Annotated in this window: 11 protein-coding genes; 5 read left to right on the top strand and 6 right to left on the bottom strand. The window is 62.6% G+C overall.

Annotated elements, in window-relative coordinates:
* Positions 1-55: 55 nt before the first annotated feature.
* A complete protein-coding gene (locus INT29_RS16050; RefSeq protein WP_193072371.1) occupies positions 56-1,042 on the bottom strand; it encodes an ABC transporter substrate-binding protein in 987 nt (328 codons plus the stop codon).
* Positions 1,043-1,376: 334 nt separating this feature from the next.
* Positions 1,377-3,701 carry a S9 family peptidase gene (locus tag INT29_RS16045; RefSeq protein ID WP_193072369.1) on the bottom strand — a complete coding sequence of 775 codons (2,325 nt, stop codon included), beginning with the start codon at positions 3,699-3,701 and terminating at the stop codon, positions 1,377-1,379.
* Between the two features lie 241 nt (positions 3,702-3,942).
* Here INT29_RS16045 and INT29_RS16040 point away from each other — a divergent pair, with 241 nt between their 5' ends.
* The 3 genes from INT29_RS16040 to INT29_RS16030 are packed head-to-tail and all read left to right on the top strand — an operon-like array spanning position 3,943 to position 7,215.
* Positions 3,943-4,989: a Bug family tripartite tricarboxylate transporter substrate binding protein gene (locus INT29_RS16040; RefSeq protein WP_193072368.1), complete on the top strand. Its 1,047-nt coding sequence runs from the start codon at positions 3,943-3,945 to the stop codon at positions 4,987-4,989.
* Positions 4,986-5,663: a tripartite tricarboxylate transporter TctB family protein gene (locus INT29_RS16035; protein ID WP_193072367.1), complete on the top strand. Its 678-nt coding sequence runs from the start codon at positions 4,986-4,988 to the stop codon at positions 5,661-5,663. Before INT29_RS16040 ends, INT29_RS16035 begins: the two co-directional genes overlap by 4 nt.
* A 1-nt stretch (position 5,664) precedes the next feature.
* Entirely contained in the window at positions 5,665-7,215 is a 1,551-nt protein-coding gene (locus tag INT29_RS16030; protein WP_101572834.1) for a tripartite tricarboxylate transporter permease, read from the top strand.
* Between the two features lie 125 nt (positions 7,216-7,340).
* Here the strand turns inward: INT29_RS16030 and INT29_RS16025 are convergent, their stop codons facing one another.
* From INT29_RS16025 to INT29_RS16010, 4 genes are all read right to left on the bottom strand, one after another.
* Positions 7,341-8,894: an MFS transporter gene (locus INT29_RS16025; protein WP_193072366.1), complete on the bottom strand. Its 1,554-nt coding sequence runs from the start codon at positions 8,892-8,894 to the stop codon at positions 7,341-7,343.
* An 84-nt stretch (positions 8,895-8,978) separates the two neighbouring features.
* Complete coding sequence (locus INT29_RS16020) at positions 8,979-12,242, bottom strand: acetyl-CoA carboxylase family protein (protein ID WP_193072365.1); 3,264 nt, start codon at positions 12,240-12,242, stop codon at positions 8,979-8,981.
* Positions 12,239-13,981 carry an AMP-binding protein gene (locus INT29_RS16015; RefSeq protein WP_193072364.1) on the bottom strand — a complete coding sequence of 581 codons (1,743 nt, stop codon included), beginning with the start codon at positions 13,979-13,981 and terminating at the stop codon, positions 12,239-12,241. Before INT29_RS16015 ends, INT29_RS16020 begins: the two co-directional genes overlap by 4 nt.
* A gap of 166 nt (positions 13,982-14,147) precedes the next feature.
* The gene (locus INT29_RS16010; protein ID WP_193072362.1) at positions 14,148-14,801 is read right to left on the bottom strand and encodes a TetR/AcrR family transcriptional regulator; all 654 of its coding nucleotides are present in this window, start codon (positions 14,799-14,801) and stop codon (positions 14,148-14,150) included.
* A gap of 134 nt (positions 14,802-14,935) precedes the next feature.
* On the opposite strand from INT29_RS16010, the gene INT29_RS16005 reads away from it, so the two are divergent.
* Positions 14,936-15,457, top strand: a complete 522-nt coding sequence (locus INT29_RS16005) for a TetR/AcrR family transcriptional regulator (RefSeq protein ID WP_101572814.1) — start codon at positions 14,936-14,938, stop codon at positions 15,455-15,457.
* Positions 15,458-15,821: 364 nt separating this feature from the next.
* A complete protein-coding gene (locus INT29_RS20245; protein WP_226842096.1) occupies positions 15,822-16,727 on the top strand; it encodes a hypothetical protein in 906 nt (301 codons plus the stop codon).
* Positions 16,728-16,879: the final 152 nt, after the last annotated feature.

Genomic DNA, 16,879 nt, shown 5'->3' with positions numbered 1-16,879 from the left:
GACGGGGGTCGAGCTGTCGACGACGTGGGTCGCTCAGTCGATGATGCTTAATCGATCAGTCGATGACTTTGTCGGCTTCGTCGATGAGCTTCTTCGGGATTTCAACGCCCTGAGCCTTGGCGGCCTTCGGGTTGACCACGAGCTCGAGGTTGGAGCTGGTCTCTACTGGCATGTCGGCCGGCTTCTTGCCGTCTTGGAGGATCTTCAGCGCCATTTCGCCGGTCTGTTCGCCCAGCTTCGTGTAGTCGATGCCGCGGGTGATCGCCGCACCCTGTTCCACCTGGCCGGCTTCCGAACCGACGAGGAGGGCCTTGTTCTTCTCCGCTGCCTGGACCATGGTCGTGACGGCCGAGACGACGTTGTTGTCGGTCGGGACGTAGTACGCGTCGACCTTACCGAGGGAGTCCACTGCCTGCGCCAGTTCACTGGAGTTGGCGATCGTGGCTTCCTTGATCTTGACCCCAATGTCCTTCGCGGCCTTCTTCGCGAGGTCGACCTGGACTTCCGAGTTGACCTCCCCGGAGCTGTAGACGATGCCGACAGTTTTTGCATCGGGCTTCAGTTCCTTGACCAGTTTGAGCTGGTCGGCGACCGGGTTGAGGTCGGAGGTGCCGGTGACGTTGGCACCCGGCGCATCGTCGGACTTCACAAGCCCGGCCTCTTTGGCGTCGGTGACGGCGGTGAAGAGCACCGGAACGTTGGTGATTGCCTGCGCGGCAGCCTGTGCTGCCGGAGTGGCCACTGCGAGGACGAGGTCGAGGTCCTCGTTGGCGAATGTCTGCGCGATAGAGGTCGCGTTGGCCTGCTCGCCCTGCGCGTTCTGTTCGTCCCATTTGACGGTGACATCGGCATCCTCGAATGACTTCTTGAATCCTACACTGGCGGCGTCGAGCGCCGGGTGCTGAACCAGCTGGGAGATGCCGATCGAGTAGGAATCCCCGCCTTCACCGTCACCGCTGGCGCCGTCTCCGCCCGAACATGCTGATACCGCAATAACCGAACTCACCGCCACAATTGCTGTGGCCAGACGCCTGAGACGCATTCTTCTCCCCTTTGAAAAAAACCGGTGCAACTGCGCAGAACCGGCACGAACCCTGTCACTTGTTCCCGGTCGGACCCATCGGTGGGCCTCGTAGAACTGCAGACGAACCACATACTGGCTGCGGCTCAGATCATTCTGATTCCGCAGACGAGCAAGGGTGCGACTGTGATGACAACCACTCTATTGGGCGCCGCTGACACGACCGACCAAAAGAAGGTTTTGGAGACAATCGTCCCAGTATTGTTATCTGTCGCGACAAACGTCCCCTGCTGCCGCGCATGCATCACCCAAGCGTCCCGGTGTGGCGTCCCCGCGGGGACGCCACACCTCAGCATCAGGCTTCGATGGTGACATCCGATCGACCCAGCACGTCGAGGATCCATGCGAAGTCGAAAGCCGTTTCCTTCCAAGAGTCGTACCGTCCGGATGCACCGCCGTGTCCGGCGACCATTTCGGTTTTGAGCAGCACATCGGCACCGACCTCACGGAGTCGAGCGACCCATTTGGCAGGTTCGACGTAGAGGACCCGGGTGTCATTGAGGGAGGTCACAGCCAAAATCTTCGGATGGGCCACCTCTGCGACGTTCTCGTACGGAGAATAGGAGCGCATGTATTCGTAGACGTCCTGGTCGTGGAGCGGGTCTCCCCACTCCTCCCATTCGATGACGGTGAGGGGAAGTTCGGGCATGAGGATGGAGGTCAGCGCATCGACGAAGGGCACATGTGCACTGACCCCGGCGAAGAGCTCCGGAGCCATGTTCGTCACCGCTCCCATCAGCAGCCCTCCGGCCGATCCCCCGGTTGCAACAAGCTTCTCCGGACTCGTCCACCCTTCGGCCACGAGGTGGCGTCCAGCCGCAATGAAATCGGTGAAGGTGTTCTTCTTCGCCGAGGTCTTGCCCTGGTCGTACCAGTGCCTGCCCATCTCACCGCCGCCTCGCACGTGTGCGATGGCGAAGACGACTCCGCGGTCGAGCAGGGAGAGCCGCGAGACGGAGAAGTAGGGATCCATGCTCATCTCGTAGGAGCCGTACCCGTAGAGCACCAAGGGGGCAGGCTCGGCTGGAGCTGCTGCAGTGTCCGTCGCCGAGGTGGTGGTGCTGTTCGTCGCCGAGGTGGTGGTGCTGTTCGTCGCCGAGGTGGTGGTTCCGGTGGCAAGCGGCACCAGATCGGTGCGATAGACCAGGGAGATCGGAATCTGAGTTCCGTCCTCGGCACTGGCCCAGACAAGGGATTCGCGGTAGTTCTCAAGGTCGACCGAGCCGAGAACGGGCTGGCGTTTGAGGACCGTGTCAGTGCCTTCTGTCACGCTGTGCTGATAGATCACAGCGGGTGTGGACATGGAGGTGAAGAGCAGTCGGATGCTCGTCTGTGTGAACTCTGGGTTGCCGGCGAATCCCAGGGTGCCGGTTTCGCGAGAGAACGGCAGTTCCTGCAGTCGACCAAAGGGCGAAACAGTGTCGCTGGGAGTCGACGCTCCACTTCGCACGGCCTGCTCGCTCGTGTTCAGCTCGATGATGCCGACCCGGGCGAATCCGCCGCGACGGTAACTGACGACGATGAAGTCGGCGAAGGCGTCGACATCTTCGATGCGCAGCCCGTCGACGTCATCCAGCAAGGGACGACCGAGGGTGGATGGGTCGGCGATGCCGCCGGGTTCGTCGATGGCGTCGACGGGTTCGCGTGCAGTACCGGCCGGATCGGAGACGGGCACATCGATGATATCGAAGTCATCGCGGTCCTGATTGTGGGTGATGAGGAAGCGGTCCTCACCGGCGATGATCGCATGCTCCACGGAGTATTCGACTCCGTCGACGCGGGGCCAGACCACCTGCGGAGTGGTTTCGAGGTCATCGGCTTCGAGCGACCAGAATCCTGTGGTGGTCTTCGACCCGGTGACGACGAACATGTATTTGCCTGAACGGGCAAATCCCGAGCCGACGAAGAAGCGCTCGTCGGGCTCGTGGAAGATGCAGACATCGTCGCTGCTGTCGGTGCCGACGACGTGGCGCCAGACCTTCTCCGGTCGCCATGCCTCGTCGACAGTGGTGTAGAAGACGTAGCGGCCGGCGGGGTCGATGGAGGCACCGGCGAAGGTGCCTTCGACGGTGTCGGGCAGATCTTCGCCTGTGCTCAGGTCGCGCAGTCTCAGTGTGTAGCGTTCGTCTCCGGAGTTGTCGACGCCGAAGAGCAGATACCGACCGTCATCGGTGAGAGAGAAGGTGCCCAGCGAGAAGAACTCCTGCCCCTCGGCTGCGATGTTCGAGTCGAAGATGACCTCTTCGCCGGGAAGCGTCTCCTCGCCGACCTCGGGCGGAGTCCAGTCATCGGCGTTCGCGATGGGGGCGCGAACGCTGATCCCGTAGTCGAGCCCTGCTTTGGTGCGGGAGAAGTACCAGTAGTCGCCGCGCCTGGTCGGTACCGACATGTCGGTTTCCTTGATGCGGGTTTTGATCTCGGTGAAGATCGATTCGCGCAGTGGTTCGAGTCCGGATGTCTGGGTGTTCGTCCACGCGTTCTCGGCCTCGAGGTGGGCGATGACCTCCGGGGATTCCTTCTCACGCATCCACTCGTAGTCATCGACGAAGGTGTGGCCGTGGTGGGTGCGCTCATGGGGGATCTTCTTGGCCACGGGGGCGCTGGGGGCAGTGTCGTTCATGGTCCCAGCCTAACTACCTCGACGTCGATGATGGCGCGCAGATGGCGATGGCGCATAGATGGGAACGGGTGCGCCCATGACACCTCACATCGCGAACTTCACTCCCGCAGTTCCCGCGCGTCCAGGTGAGCAGAATGAGCAGAACGCGATCAGTGCGCACAACCGAGTAATTGTGACGTGAATCAACCTAAGCTATGACGAGCCTCACATGCAGTTCACAACCGATATGAAAGTTTGGTCAATGACGAACCATTCCGCCTCAGATCCTGGCGCAGATCCACGGTCCGAGCCGCCTCATCCGACTCGGCGCATGTTCGGTCGGATCGCCTACGGTGCCATCGCAGTGGCTGCCATCGGGACGGCCACCGCTTACTCGGTCAAAGCAGCATCGGCCAAGGGAGATCTCTCCTCGAACCTCACGATCATCGCACCTGCCGGTGCCGGTGGCGGTTGGGATGGGTTCGCCCGCGAGACCCAGCAGGCTATGCGGGTGAACAACCTGGCCAACAACTCCCAGGTCGTCAACATTCCCGGCGCCGGTGGCACCATCGGGCTCGGCAAGTTCTCCACTATGGGCGGTCAGGCCGACACCCTCCTGGCCACCGGTACCGCGATGGTCGGCGGCATTGCGCTCAACAAGTCGCCCGTCGGGTTCTCCGACACGACTCTGCTCGCCCGGGTCGCGGAGGATTATGACGTACTCATCGCCGCCGCCGATTCTCCGTACAACACGATCGATGACGTCGTCGGCGCCTGGAAGAAGGACCCGGAAGGGTTCGTCTGGACAGGCGGTTCTGCCGGTTCCGTCGATCACCTCACGATCGCTCAGCTGGCTCTGCTCTCCGATATTCCGGCCTCTGGCATCACCTATATTCCGAAGTCCGGCGGCGGTGAGGCGATCCAGACGCTGCTCTCGGGCACAACAGACTTCGCGTCCTGTGGTTTCAACGAGGTCTCGGACCAGATCGAAGCCGGCCGCGTCAAGGCTCTCGGTGTGGCCTCACCGAAACGCATCGACGGCTACGACGAGGTTCCCACGATGACGGAACAGGGTTACAAGGTGACTCTGACCAACTGGCGCGGCTTCCTCGGCGCCCCCGACATCAGCGAGGATCAGAGCTCGCAGCTTGTCGACATCCTCAAGCAGACTCGTGACAGCGCGGAATGGGCCGACGCCCTCGACCGCAACAAATGGACGGACGTGTGGCTGACAGGTGATGAGTTCGCAGAGTTCATCAAGGAGGACACTTCTCGGATCGAGAAGCTGCTGAAGGAGTTGGGACTGTGAGCATCAATACGTCAACGGAGAAGAGAACCAGGACGGGCCACCTCGGCGCCGGGACCTGGTGGCAGGGGCGATCAGGTCTCCTGGTCCCCCTCATCATGGCCGGGTTCTCGACCTACCTGCTCATCGGCATCATCACGATGGACGTCGCCGAGGATGCCGATCAGCCGGGGCCGCAGTTCTTCCCCATGATCATCATGATCGTCGGCTACATCCTCACTGTTCTGCTGACGATCGCCTATATCCGCAATCCCGAACCCGTCGATGTCGACGATGGTCTCCCCGCGGAGGTGGAGGAGGAGAAGGCATTCTCGACGCCTGTCACCTCGGCGGTATCTGCCTCACGCCTTGACCCGCATGAAGAGGATGAACCGGCCCAGGACCGTAAGGCACTTGCTGCAGCTCGGGCGGAAGACTCCGCACATCGCACCCACAGCGACTTCGTGTCCCTGGCCTGGGGTGCCGGCGGCTTCGCCGCGTTCGCCCTCATCTTGGAGTTCGCCGGGTGGATCCTTGCCGCTGCTCTTCTGTTCTGGTGCGTGGCCCGGTCGATGGGGTCGAAACGTCCTCTGTTCGACCTCACCATGGCACTGACTTTCTCGTCCCTGGTCTACATCGCGTTCGCGGTGCTGCTGGGGCTCAATCTTCCTTCGGGAATCCTGGGAGGTGGCTTCTGATATGGACGCTCTCATGTCCCTCTTCGAAGGCTTCACACACGCGCTGACGCCGATGAACCTGCTGTGGGTTCTCGTCGGCTGCTTCCTCGGCACCGCCGTCGGCGTACTGCCGGGTCTGGGGTCATCGATGGCAGTGGCACTGCTGCTGCCGATGACCTTCGCTCTCGACCCGACCGGTGCATTCATCATGTTCGCCGGCGTCTACTTCGGTGGTCTCTTCGGTGACTCCACCATGGCCATTCTCATGAACACTCCCGGCCAGGCATCGGCGATCGCTTCGACGTTCGAAGGCCACAAGATGGCGCGCAACGGGCGAGCCCCGCAGGCTCTGGCGACGGCCGCGATCGGTGCCTTCATCGGCGGTTTCATCTCCTGCTGTCTCGTTGTGTTCGTCGCACCTGCATTGGCAGACTTCTCGTCGAACTTCGGTCCTGCAGAGTTCTTCGCACTCGCACTCTTCGCGTTCGTTGCGACCTCTTCGGTCGTCGCTGACTCCGTACTCAAGGGCCTCATGGCTCTGGTGCTCGGCATCGGCTTCTCGGTCATCGGCATCGATTCGGTCTCCGGAACGGAACGCTTCACCTTCGGTGTCCCCGAACTCTTCGACGGGGTTTCGCTGGTCACGGTGACCGTCGCGATCCTGGCTCTGGGCGAGGTCTTCTTCATCGCCTCCCGGATCCGTCGCAAGGTGAACGACAATACGATCAACTCCTCGGGTCGCCCCTTCCTCTCCCGCAAGGAATTCGGCGAGGCACTGCCGGCCTGGCTGCGGGGGACTGCGATCGGCCTGCCCTTCGGTGTGATTCCAGTCGGCGGCGCAGATGTGCCGACGTTCATGTCCTATGGTCTCGAGCGCAAACTCGACTCCAGACGCGAACATCCGAAGTTCGGTGACAAGGGTGCCATCCGCGGCCTGGCCGGACCCGAGTCGGCAGGTTCCGCCACGACCGGCATCGCCATGGGTGCCCTGCTGGCCTTGGGCCTGCCGATCTCAGCGACAGCCGCGATCATGTTGGCGGCGTTCCGTCAGTACGGTCTGCAGCCAGGGCCGCTGCTCTTCGACCGATCCCCTGACCTTGTGTGGGGTCTGCTGGCGAGCTTCTTCATCGCCATGGTCGTCCTCCTCATCATCAACCTGCCCTTCGCTCCGCTGTGGGCCAAGCTGCTCAAGATCCCGGATCCCTACCTCTACGGTGGCATCGCAGTCTTCTGCGGGCTGGGCATCTATGCCACCTCGGCGTCGCAGTTCGAGCTCATGGTCCTGCTGGGAATCGGCATCATCAGCTTCGTGCTCAAACGCTACGGAGTGCCGCTGGCTCCGCTGATGATCGGCATGGTGCTGGGCCCACTGGCAGAATCCAGTCTGCGCGATGCCCTGCTGGCTTCGGGCAACGATGTCTCGACCCTCGCGTCCTCGCCGATCACGATCGTCCTCTATGTCGTCCTCATCGGCGCACTGCTCTACACCGGCATCGGTCGAGTGTTGGCACGTCAGCGGCAGAAGAAGACAGCCGCGGCGACATCGCGTGACAGCGAGTCGGTCAGCTCATGATCTGAGCAGTGGAACCTGATGCATGAAGACGAAAGGCCCCGTGGATGATTCGATCGAATCGTCCGCGGGGCCTCGGGCGTCCCAGGAGGTCTGGCTCGCGCTCAATCTGTCCTGTCCATCCGTCCTCAGGAAATAGGCTCAGTGATGCGGGGCTCTTCAACTGGCCCAGGAAGGAGCCGGCCCGCGCCCTTGAGGCCGAACGTGGTGAGGACCGCAGCGATGAGGACGAGGACGACCGCTGCACCTGCCGCCCATTGGACGCCGAGGTCGAAGGACGCAACAGCAGCCTCGGCGAGTTGATCACCGATCTGCCCACCTTTGGCACTCGCATGCTCAAGTGAGGAACCAAGGGTGTCGAACTCCGGACCGCTCGCCTTGGCACCCAGCGTGGCCTGCAGGTGGGAGCCGAAAACCATAGTCGAGAGTCCGCCGAGGACGGCGGTTCCCATGACCGATCCGAATTCGTAGGCCGTCTCGGAGATCGCCGAGGCGGCACCCGCCTTGTGCGCAGGAACAGCCGCGAGGATGAGGTCGTTCGTGATGACCTCGGCCGTGCCGATGCCGATGCCGAGGATGAGGAACGAGATGACCATGCCCGCGACCGAATGTTCGGGTGAGAAGGCCACGATCCCGAGCCCGACTGCATTGAACACGAGGGCACAGGGAACAACCACGCGCGGCTGGACTCGCGCCATGATCGGCACCGCCGCGTAGCCGGCGACGATCGAGGTGACGAGGCCGGGGATGAGGACGAGCGCCGCCTCGACCGGGGACATGCCGAGAACCAGCTGGAGCAGCTGGGTGCCGAAATAGAGGAATCCGGCCAGGCCCATGACGCTGAGCAGGTTGGACGCCACTGCTGAGCTGAAGACCTTGTCGGTGAAGAGCCGGACGTCGAGCAGCGGACGCGAGGAATAGAGCTGGCGAAGAACGAATCCGGTTCCCGCAAGCGCGGTCACCATGAGGCTGGCCCAGAAGAGGAGGTCCACGCCCTCGGCCATAACGTGTTTGATGGCGAAGACGAGCGGGGTGAGCGTGAGCATGGACAGCACGATCGACAAGGGGTCGATCCGGCCCGGGTTCGGGTCACGCGACTCCGGCAACAGCACGATGGCGGCGGGAATGAAGATCGCAATCAGAGGAAGGTTGATGAAGAAGATCGCGCTCCAGTGGAAGTGCTCGAGCAGAATTCCGCCGACGATGGGCCCGAGGGCGGCGCCGCCTGAGAACATGGCGGACCAGGTGGCGATGGCGACCCGGCGGTCCTTGGCGTTGAGGAAGATGTTGCGGATGAGCGAGAGCGTCGAGGGCATGAGGGTGGCGCCGAAGTTGCCCAGCAGCGCACGGGCGGCCATGAGCATCTCCGGCGAAGTGGAGAACGCAGCCAGCAGCGAGGCCAGGCCGAAGCCGATGGCGCCGACGACGAGCAGTTTGCGGCGACCGACCCGGTCACCGATGCTGCCCATGGCCACGAGGAGTCCCGCGAGCATGAGCGCATAGATGTCGACGATCCAGAGGAGCTGGGTGCCGGTGGGATGGAGGCCGGTGCTGATGGCCGGTATCGCGAATCCCAAGACGGTGTTGTCGATCGAGATGAGCAGAACAGGGATCATCAGCACAGCCAGGCCAGCCCATTCGCGCCGACCAGCGCGCAGTTGTGGTGTCTGTGTGGTGAACATGGAATCTACTGTACCGTCTAGACGGTACAGTGAACAAGGTGGCGCGTATATTTTTCTGCGCGCCGCAGGTTGTGCTCCGCTCCCCTACCGCCCTCGCACCAGAGTCAGCACCCAATCGCGCGTTCGGGCCGGATCGATGACGTCATCGATGTCGAAGATCATGGCCGCACTCATTGCGTTGCCCTGCTCGTATTCAGCCGCAATCAGCTCCTCTTCTCGCTGCTTCCGCTCTGCTTCATCCTCAATCGCGGCGAGTTCCTTTGCATAGCCGAGTCGCACGGCCCCTTCGAGTCCCATCGGTCCGATCTCGCCGCTGGGCCAGGCGATGGTGAAGGAGGTCGCGTCGAATCCCCCCGCGGCCATAGCCATCGCACCCAAGCCGTATCCCTTGCGGATGACGACTGAGCCGACCGGCACCGTCAGCGCCGCGCCCGCAACGAAGAGGTCACCGAATGCGCGCACACCCGGTTCGCGCTCTGCCTCGGGACCGACCATGAAACCAGGGGTGTCGATGAGCGAGAGGACCGGGACCCCGTGATCCTGGGCCAATTTCAGATGCTGGGAGAGCGAGCGCGCCGCATCAACGTCGATCGCCCCGCCGAGGTGGTGGTTGTCATTGGCGATGAGCGCCAGCGGCTGCCCTCCGACTCGCACGAATCCGGTCACCGCACCCGGCGCATAGTCCCGCCGCACTTCGATGAATGTTCCATCGTCGGCAATCGTGTCGATGACATCTCGGATGGCGAAGGTCCGCAGCCTGTCGGCCGGCGCAACCGTGCGTGCTCGCTCCTCTTTCCCCTCGCTGAGGGGGTCCTCGAGTGCTTCGCTGCCCGTACCACTCAGTATCCCGAGGGCCTCCCGGGCGATCGCCACTGCAGCAGATTCGTCGTCGGCAAGAACGTCGATGACGCCGTTGGCGGTATGAATGTCGACCGGGCCGATGTCCTCCGGCTTATAGCGACCGAGTCCTCCGCCTTCGATCATCGCCGGCCCGCCCATACCGATGTTCGCATCGGGCGTGGCGATGATGAGGTCGCAGACTCCCGCAAGTGCCGCATTTCCAGCGAAGGTCCTGCCGGAGACGATTGAGATCAACGGCACCCTGCCGCGCAGCCTGGCCAGGGAAGCGAAGGTGGGAACCTGTAGGCCTGAGCTCGGCCCCCGGTCAGTGTCGCCGGGCCGACCGCCTCCGCCTTCGGCGAAGAGGATGATCGGCACCCGTTTGGTCTCAGCGAGTTGGATCAGTCGATCGGTCTTCGCATGGTTGCGTGTGCCCTGTGTGCCGGCCAGAACCGAATAGTCGTAGCTGATGACGACGACTTCACGTCCGTCAATAGTCGCCGGTCCCCCGATGAGGCCGTCGCCCGAGGTCTTGGCAATGAGGTCCTCGACGCTGCGTCTGCGAGTCTGTGCCGCGATGACAAGTGGACCGTATTCGACGAAGCTGCCGGAATCGACGAGGTCGTCGATGTTCTCGCGTGCTGTTCGACGATCTCGCTTGCGGATCTTGGCCAGCTGGTCTTCGCGCGCCTCGTCTCCGACAGCGGCATGCCTGTTCTGGACCTCGGCGACCCCTGGATGGGGCTCAAATCGGTCAACGTCTTCGAACCGACCCGTCTCGGCGTCGACGAGAACGGCAAGCGGCTGTCCTGTCGCCACCTGGTCACCGACCGCGACGAGGTGACGGACACCTGCAGCGTTGGGACCGGTGACCGGGTGGTGCATCTTCATCGCCTCGATGAGGACGTATTCGCTGCGGTTCTCGCTGACGGCCACGACAGCACCGCTCATCGTCGATCGCAGCAGTGACTCCCCTGCTCTCAGCTCAGGCTCACTGTGGTCGACAGAGTCTGCGTCGCACTGATCCGACGCAGCACCGCCGTCGGCTGAGTCTGCGGCTGAGCCGTCGACCGGATTGGCCGCATGCTTCTCTCGTCCTCGAATCCCGATTTCCTCGGCATGCTCGTCGTACGCCGATGTTGTCGAGTTCCCAAGTTCCAGGACTTCGGTGATCGCTTGCAGCATCCCTGCATTCGTCTCGATCCCCGTGGTGTGGAATTCGGCGAGGGCACGCCTTGCTGCGTCGACGGCCGCGGAGAGGTCGTGTCTGTGCACGGTGATCTTACCGAGCAGAGGGTCGAATCCTCCGGCCATGGCGACACCAGTGACAGCCCAGGTGTCAATGCGCACCCCAGGCCCCGTCGGCCACGTCAAAGAGCTGATTCTGCCGGTACTGGGAGCTGGCTCTCCTGAGCTGAGGACCGTTTCAGCAGAAATGCGCAGTTCGATAGCCGCACCCCGTGGCTCCACATTTTCCAAGCCCGCAGGCGTCCGCCCGGCGGCGACATCGAGCTGCGCCGCTACCAGATCCAGTCCGGTCACTGCCTCCGTGACGGTGTGCTCGACCTGAATCCGCGGGTTGACCTCGAGGAGCCAGTACTCGTGCCCGGCAACAAGAAATTCGACGGTCGCCAGGGACCTGTAGTCAGCTGAAGCGACGAGTCGTGCGGCGTCATTGTGCAGGCTCTGCCGCAGGCCGTCTTCGAGCCCTGGAGCCGGGGCGATCTCGATGAGCTTCTGCCGCCGGCGCTGGATCGAGCAGTCACGGTCTCCAAGAACCACGGTGCCGTCGGGAGTGCCGATCACCTGGACTTCGATATGGCGAGCGCCAGTGATCAGAGCCTCGGCGAAGATCCGGGCATCATCGAAACCGGCTGCAGCCTCGGACACACATGCCCGCAGGGCACCAGTGAGCTCATCCGGATCGGCGACGATTCGGATCCCGCGGCCCCCTCCTCCTGCCAGCGCCTTGATCGCGATTCCGGAGCGGTGCGCGTCGAGAAGTGCGCGAGTGGCTCGCAGCGCCTCACCGTGGTCCGATTCGACGCCTGCGTCCTCGAGCGCCAGCAGTCCAGTGGCCGGAGGCGTCGGAATTCCCAACCCTTCGGCGCGGACGCGAGTTGCCTGCTTGTCTCCGAACAGTTCCAAAGCCTCGGCCTCCGGACCGACCCAGGTCAGTCCCGCCTCGGCGCAGGCACCAGCGAGCCGCGGGGACTCCGAGAGGAATCCGTACCCGGGGTGAACCAGTTTGCAGCCTGCCGACGTTGCCGCTGCGACGATGGCCTCGGGGTCGAGGTACGCGGATGCACCGAAGCCGGGGAGTGTGACAACCTCGTCGGCGAGTGCGACGTGCAGTCCGGCCGCAGTGCCCAGAGTCTCCTCGTTCGCTGATTGCACGGCCACAGCACGGTACCCCAGGATCTTGGCCGAGCGGATGATCCGGCAGGCGATCTCTCCGCGGTTGGCGACGAGAAGGCCGACAGCCTCGGCGGAATTCGCAGCGCTCAACGGTTTCCCTCCAACAGTTCGTCGATGAGCACGGTCTTGCGGATCTTGCCTGTCGCAGTCATGGGCATGCCGCCGACGAAGACGAACTCGGGCACTTTGTACACGGCCATGTTCTCCTTCGCCCAGGCGGTCAGCGATTCGCTGTCCGCAGCGACGCCTTCAGCCAGGACCACGAAGGCGACGGGCACTTGGCCGTGATCGGCGTCCTCACGCGGGGCGACAGCCACCGTTTCAATGGAGGGGTGGGCGCGAAGAAGACCCTCCACCTCGGCGGGGAAGACGCTCATTCCGTTGACTTTGATCATCTCCTTGGTGCGGGCGAGGTACGTCAGGGCACCCTGGTCGTCGAAGCGTCCGGTGTCGCCGGTGCGAAGCCAACCGTCGATGAGCGAGTCCTCGGTCGCGCGGGGATTCTTCCAATACCCGGTCGTCACCGAGGGCGAGCGGACGAGGATCTCTCCCGTCTCTCCTACGGGCACCGGGTTGAGGTCGAGATCGACGACGACGATGTCGGTGCCGGGTACCGGGAATCCGCAGTACACGGGCTCGGCGCGCAGATCGCGATCGTCGTCTTGGAGTCCGAGGGTAAAGGTGTCCGAGGTGTGCGTTTCGGTCATGCCGTAGGACGCTTCGCGCAGAACGATTCCTGTTCGCGATTTCCATTCTTCGCGCAGTTCGACGTCGAGTTTGCGAACGAAGGACACAGCCTGGCAGGTCTCCAACGAGGACAGATCTGCGTCGGCGAATTCCTCGGTGTCGAGGAGGTCGACGAGTTCGACGTAGCCGTCGGCAGGTGAGACCACACGGGTGACGCCGCGTTCGGCGATGCTGCGCAGGGCCGCCTGCGGATGCCAACGGGCCATGATGACGACTTCACCGCCGCCGTAGATAGGAAGGAGGAGACCGAAGTTCTCGCCGGCAACCCAGAACATCGGCAGGAATCCGAGTGACACGACCCGCCCGTCGCCTGGGGTCGTCGCCATTCCGGCCATTGCCGACACCGCCGTGTATGACAGATGCCCGAGGGAGTGTTCGCACCCCTTGGGCAGCCCCGTCGTCCCACCCGTGTAATTGAGTGAGGCGAGCCGGTCGGGGTCTGCCGGTACTGGGTCGACCGGCGTCGAGGCGAGGACCCGGCCCCAATCGCCTGCGTCCTCGGGTGCGGGGACTGTATGAGGACAGTCGGCGCTGGGTTTCGGTGCCGAGGAGAAGGCGAAGACTGCCGCAGGGTCGGTCCAGGTGATGTCGATGGTCTCAGGAAGTTGCGAGACTGCGCCCTCCACAAGGCTGCGCGAGTGCGGGTGAGCAATGATGTGGGTTGTACCGGAGTCGGCCAGCTGGTGTCTGAGCTCTTCGGTTCGATACATAGGGTTGACCGGGACGTAGATGGCGCCGAGCCAGGCGATGGCGAGGAAGGAATGGACGAACTGCGGGCAGTTGCCCATGTACACGCCGACTCGAGTCCCCTCGCTGACGCCGCGTCCGGCCAGCCAGCCGGCCGTTGCCGCGACATCGTCTTTGAGCTGAGCCCAGGTCGACTTCCAGCCGTAGAAACTCATAGCCGCAGAGTCGGGGCGTTCGCCTGCCCAGTGGATCACCGACTCAGCCAGTCCAGGTCCGGCTGCGGCTTCAGGGACCGTGTGCGGAACTCCCTCGGGCCACAGCGCTCGCAGCGTTGCGAGTTCAGCTGCCGATTCCTCCCACGAAGAGGTTCGAGTGTCACCGTTGCTGCCGTTCATGGAAACTCCTTCTCACCGATCACCGCTGACCGATTGACGACTCTGTCAATCACAGTTCTAATCGAAGGAATCTCCCTATGCAAGCGCTGGATCGGCTCGGACCACTTGGCGAGATTGCTGGTGCATTGGGATCTAAGGAATGGACACCGCAGATTCGGTCGAGGAATCAAGCGTCAAGAGCGGTGAGATCTCCGGTGAACCCGATGATGGCGAAGTAGACCCGGGTGGCCTGGTCGATGTAGTAATCCATCCGGTGCCGGTCCTTCCTGGTCGCCGAGGCGGCATCGACGATGACCGCGTCCATGAGGTGAGCCGCATATTCCGCATCGACTGGCGGGTTCGCGAGTCCGGAATCCCGAACGTCGGTGATCTGGCGCAAGATGCGACGGAAGGGCTTGCCGACGATGACCGCGTTGATCTCTGCGACCTGCGGATCTGTCTGTGCTCGCTTCTCAATGACGTCGAGGAGTTCAAGATTGTCGACGTAGATGGTGATGAATGCTTCGATTGAGGCCCTCGCCACGAGCACGGGGTCATCCGCCATCGGCTTCGGGTAGTGGTGCGCTTCGAGGATTTCGTCCCGCAGCTTGGCTGCAACGACGCGGAACACCTCTGACTTGGTGGCGAAGTAGACGTAGAAGGAAGGTCGCGAGACGTCTGCCGCGGCAGTGATGTCGCCGACCGTCGCTGAATCGAATCCCTGAGAGGAGAAGACGGCCCGAGCTGCGGCCAGGAGTCTGTCCTTGGTCTCCGATTCGAGGTCTCGCCGGATGTCGCGTGCCTTCGTCCAATCCATTTCTCGAATCGGCCGCTGTTCCATCAACACCTCCCCCGCGCTTTCACTCTCACTTCGCCCATGGCTCATTGCCTCAGCTGAGTCCCAATCCTATAAGTGCGCAGCGTTGCTGCGACTACAGAAACCGAGCGTCCTCTACATCGACTAGGCTCAACGCTATGGCACGCAACTCCACCGACACCAAAGAGAAGCTCCTCGACGCCTTCGATCTCCTGCTAGAAAAACACGGTATCTCGGGGGCAACACTCGACGCGGTCGCAGCGAAAGCTGGTGTCTCCAAGGGAGGCCTGCTTTATCACTACGGGTCGAAGGCGGAGCTGATCAAGGGCAGTCTCGAGCGTCTCGACCGGCTTGTCGAAGAAGATGTTGCGGAGATGAAGAATGCTGGCGATCGCCTGCACATGTACTATCTTGAGACCTCAGCCGAGACCGGCACACCGCTGGACCGCAGTCTCATCGCGGCAAGCTGCCTGGCGCAGGAGAATGAACAGGCGAAGGACACGCTCCGGAGGACCCGAGAAGCCTGGTTCGATGCACTCAATGAACATCTCGGCGATCCCGATCTGGCGATGACCGTACAGCTCATCGGCGACGGCATGTACTTCAACCAGAATTTCAGCCTCTCCCAGGACGAGGCTCTGGCCCACGTGAAGAACGTGCTGGCACGACTGGGTCTGTGATCGGGCTTCAGGTATCAGAGCACCTGCTGAGTACGCCCATGAGGTGAGCGAACTGCGCTGATTCTGACGTGGAGCTCGCTGCCCTCAAGCTTTCACTTCCGAGCCACGCTCTGCCGTCTAGCTATCCCTACCGAGTTGCGGACGATCCGTGTTGATTTCCGACTCGGTTTTCAGCACAGATCGTCCGCAACTTGCAGGCGCACCCCGCTCTCCAGCGTGTGGCAACCCCGCTCCTCCACCCCACCCACTCGTGCGTAGATTCCTGTGGACGAAAAAGTTCTGTCCACAGGCTGATTTCAAGCCATTTCTTCTCGCCGCGAAGTGAGTGATGATGTCATCCATGTTCAATGGAGACAGGTGGGTGATGCGAGATTTTCCACAGCTGTTCCGCACCCAGGACTACACCGCACGGGGAATCACACGACATTCCCTTTATCACTCGAAGCGCTATGAGCAGGTACTCCCCGGAGTGAGATCGGACCTCGAGGCCTTCGACCGATGCCCCACTCCGACCTGGGCGGACGACTTCTGGAAATGGGACGCGCTGCGGCTCCGCGCCGCCCAGCTCCTCTACCCGGGAATCGCGGCCAGTCACGCGTTGGCCGCCCGGCTGTACGGATGGCCGCTGCCGTCTAATTGGCGGACGTCTCAACTTCACGTCTCTGTGAGCAACAGGCATTCACGGATCAGGATCTCTCAGATCAGACTGCATAGGATGACCAAGATGTCGACACGGCAGTGGTGTGGCCTTGAGGTTGTTGCTCCCGAAGATGCGTTCATCGGCCTCGGCAAAGATCTCGGCCAGCGGGACCTTGTGAAACTCGGCGACGCCGCAGTCGGCAATTGGCACGGCCCACCGCAGATCAGCCTCGACGAACTCCAGGAGCACGTCTGCAATCGGCCTTTCGTCCGTCGACGTGCTCACCTCATCGAGGCACTCGACTTTGTCCGCCTCACCGTCGACTCCCCACCGGAAACCGACCTACGACTGTGGACGCTTGCCGTCGGCCTCCCTGAACCCGTCGTCCATCCGAAGATCTACAGCCCGCTGCTCAAACGCACAGTCGAACCGGACCTCGGCTATCCCGACGATCTGCTGGCCCTTGAGTACGAGGGCGAACACCACCTGCGATCGAAACAGCAGTGGCAGAGCGACATTCGACGCGATGAAGCACTGCGCACCGAAGGTTGGACCGTCATCCATGTGACAAGCAAAGTGAATTATCAGCAGCTCGAGGCGCAGATTCGCCACCACCTTGGGCTGTCCTGACCGGCCAGACCTCCTGACAGCTGAGTTGCGGACGATCTGTGCTGGAATCCGGAGCAGATTTCAACACGGATCGTCCGCAACTCGGCCTAGTGCACGAAATTCGGCGTAATACGCGTGACTCGACTGCGCGGCGCGACTGCGCAACTCGCCTA

Origin of the sequence: Brevibacterium sp. FME37 (assembly GCF_014897485.1) — a bacterium.
Classification (GTDB): Bacteria; Actinomycetota; Actinomycetes; order Actinomycetales; family Brevibacteriaceae; genus Brevibacterium.
The sequence above is the reverse complement of the archived record's forward strand: the minus strand, read 5'-3'. Positions and strand labels throughout refer to the sequence as shown.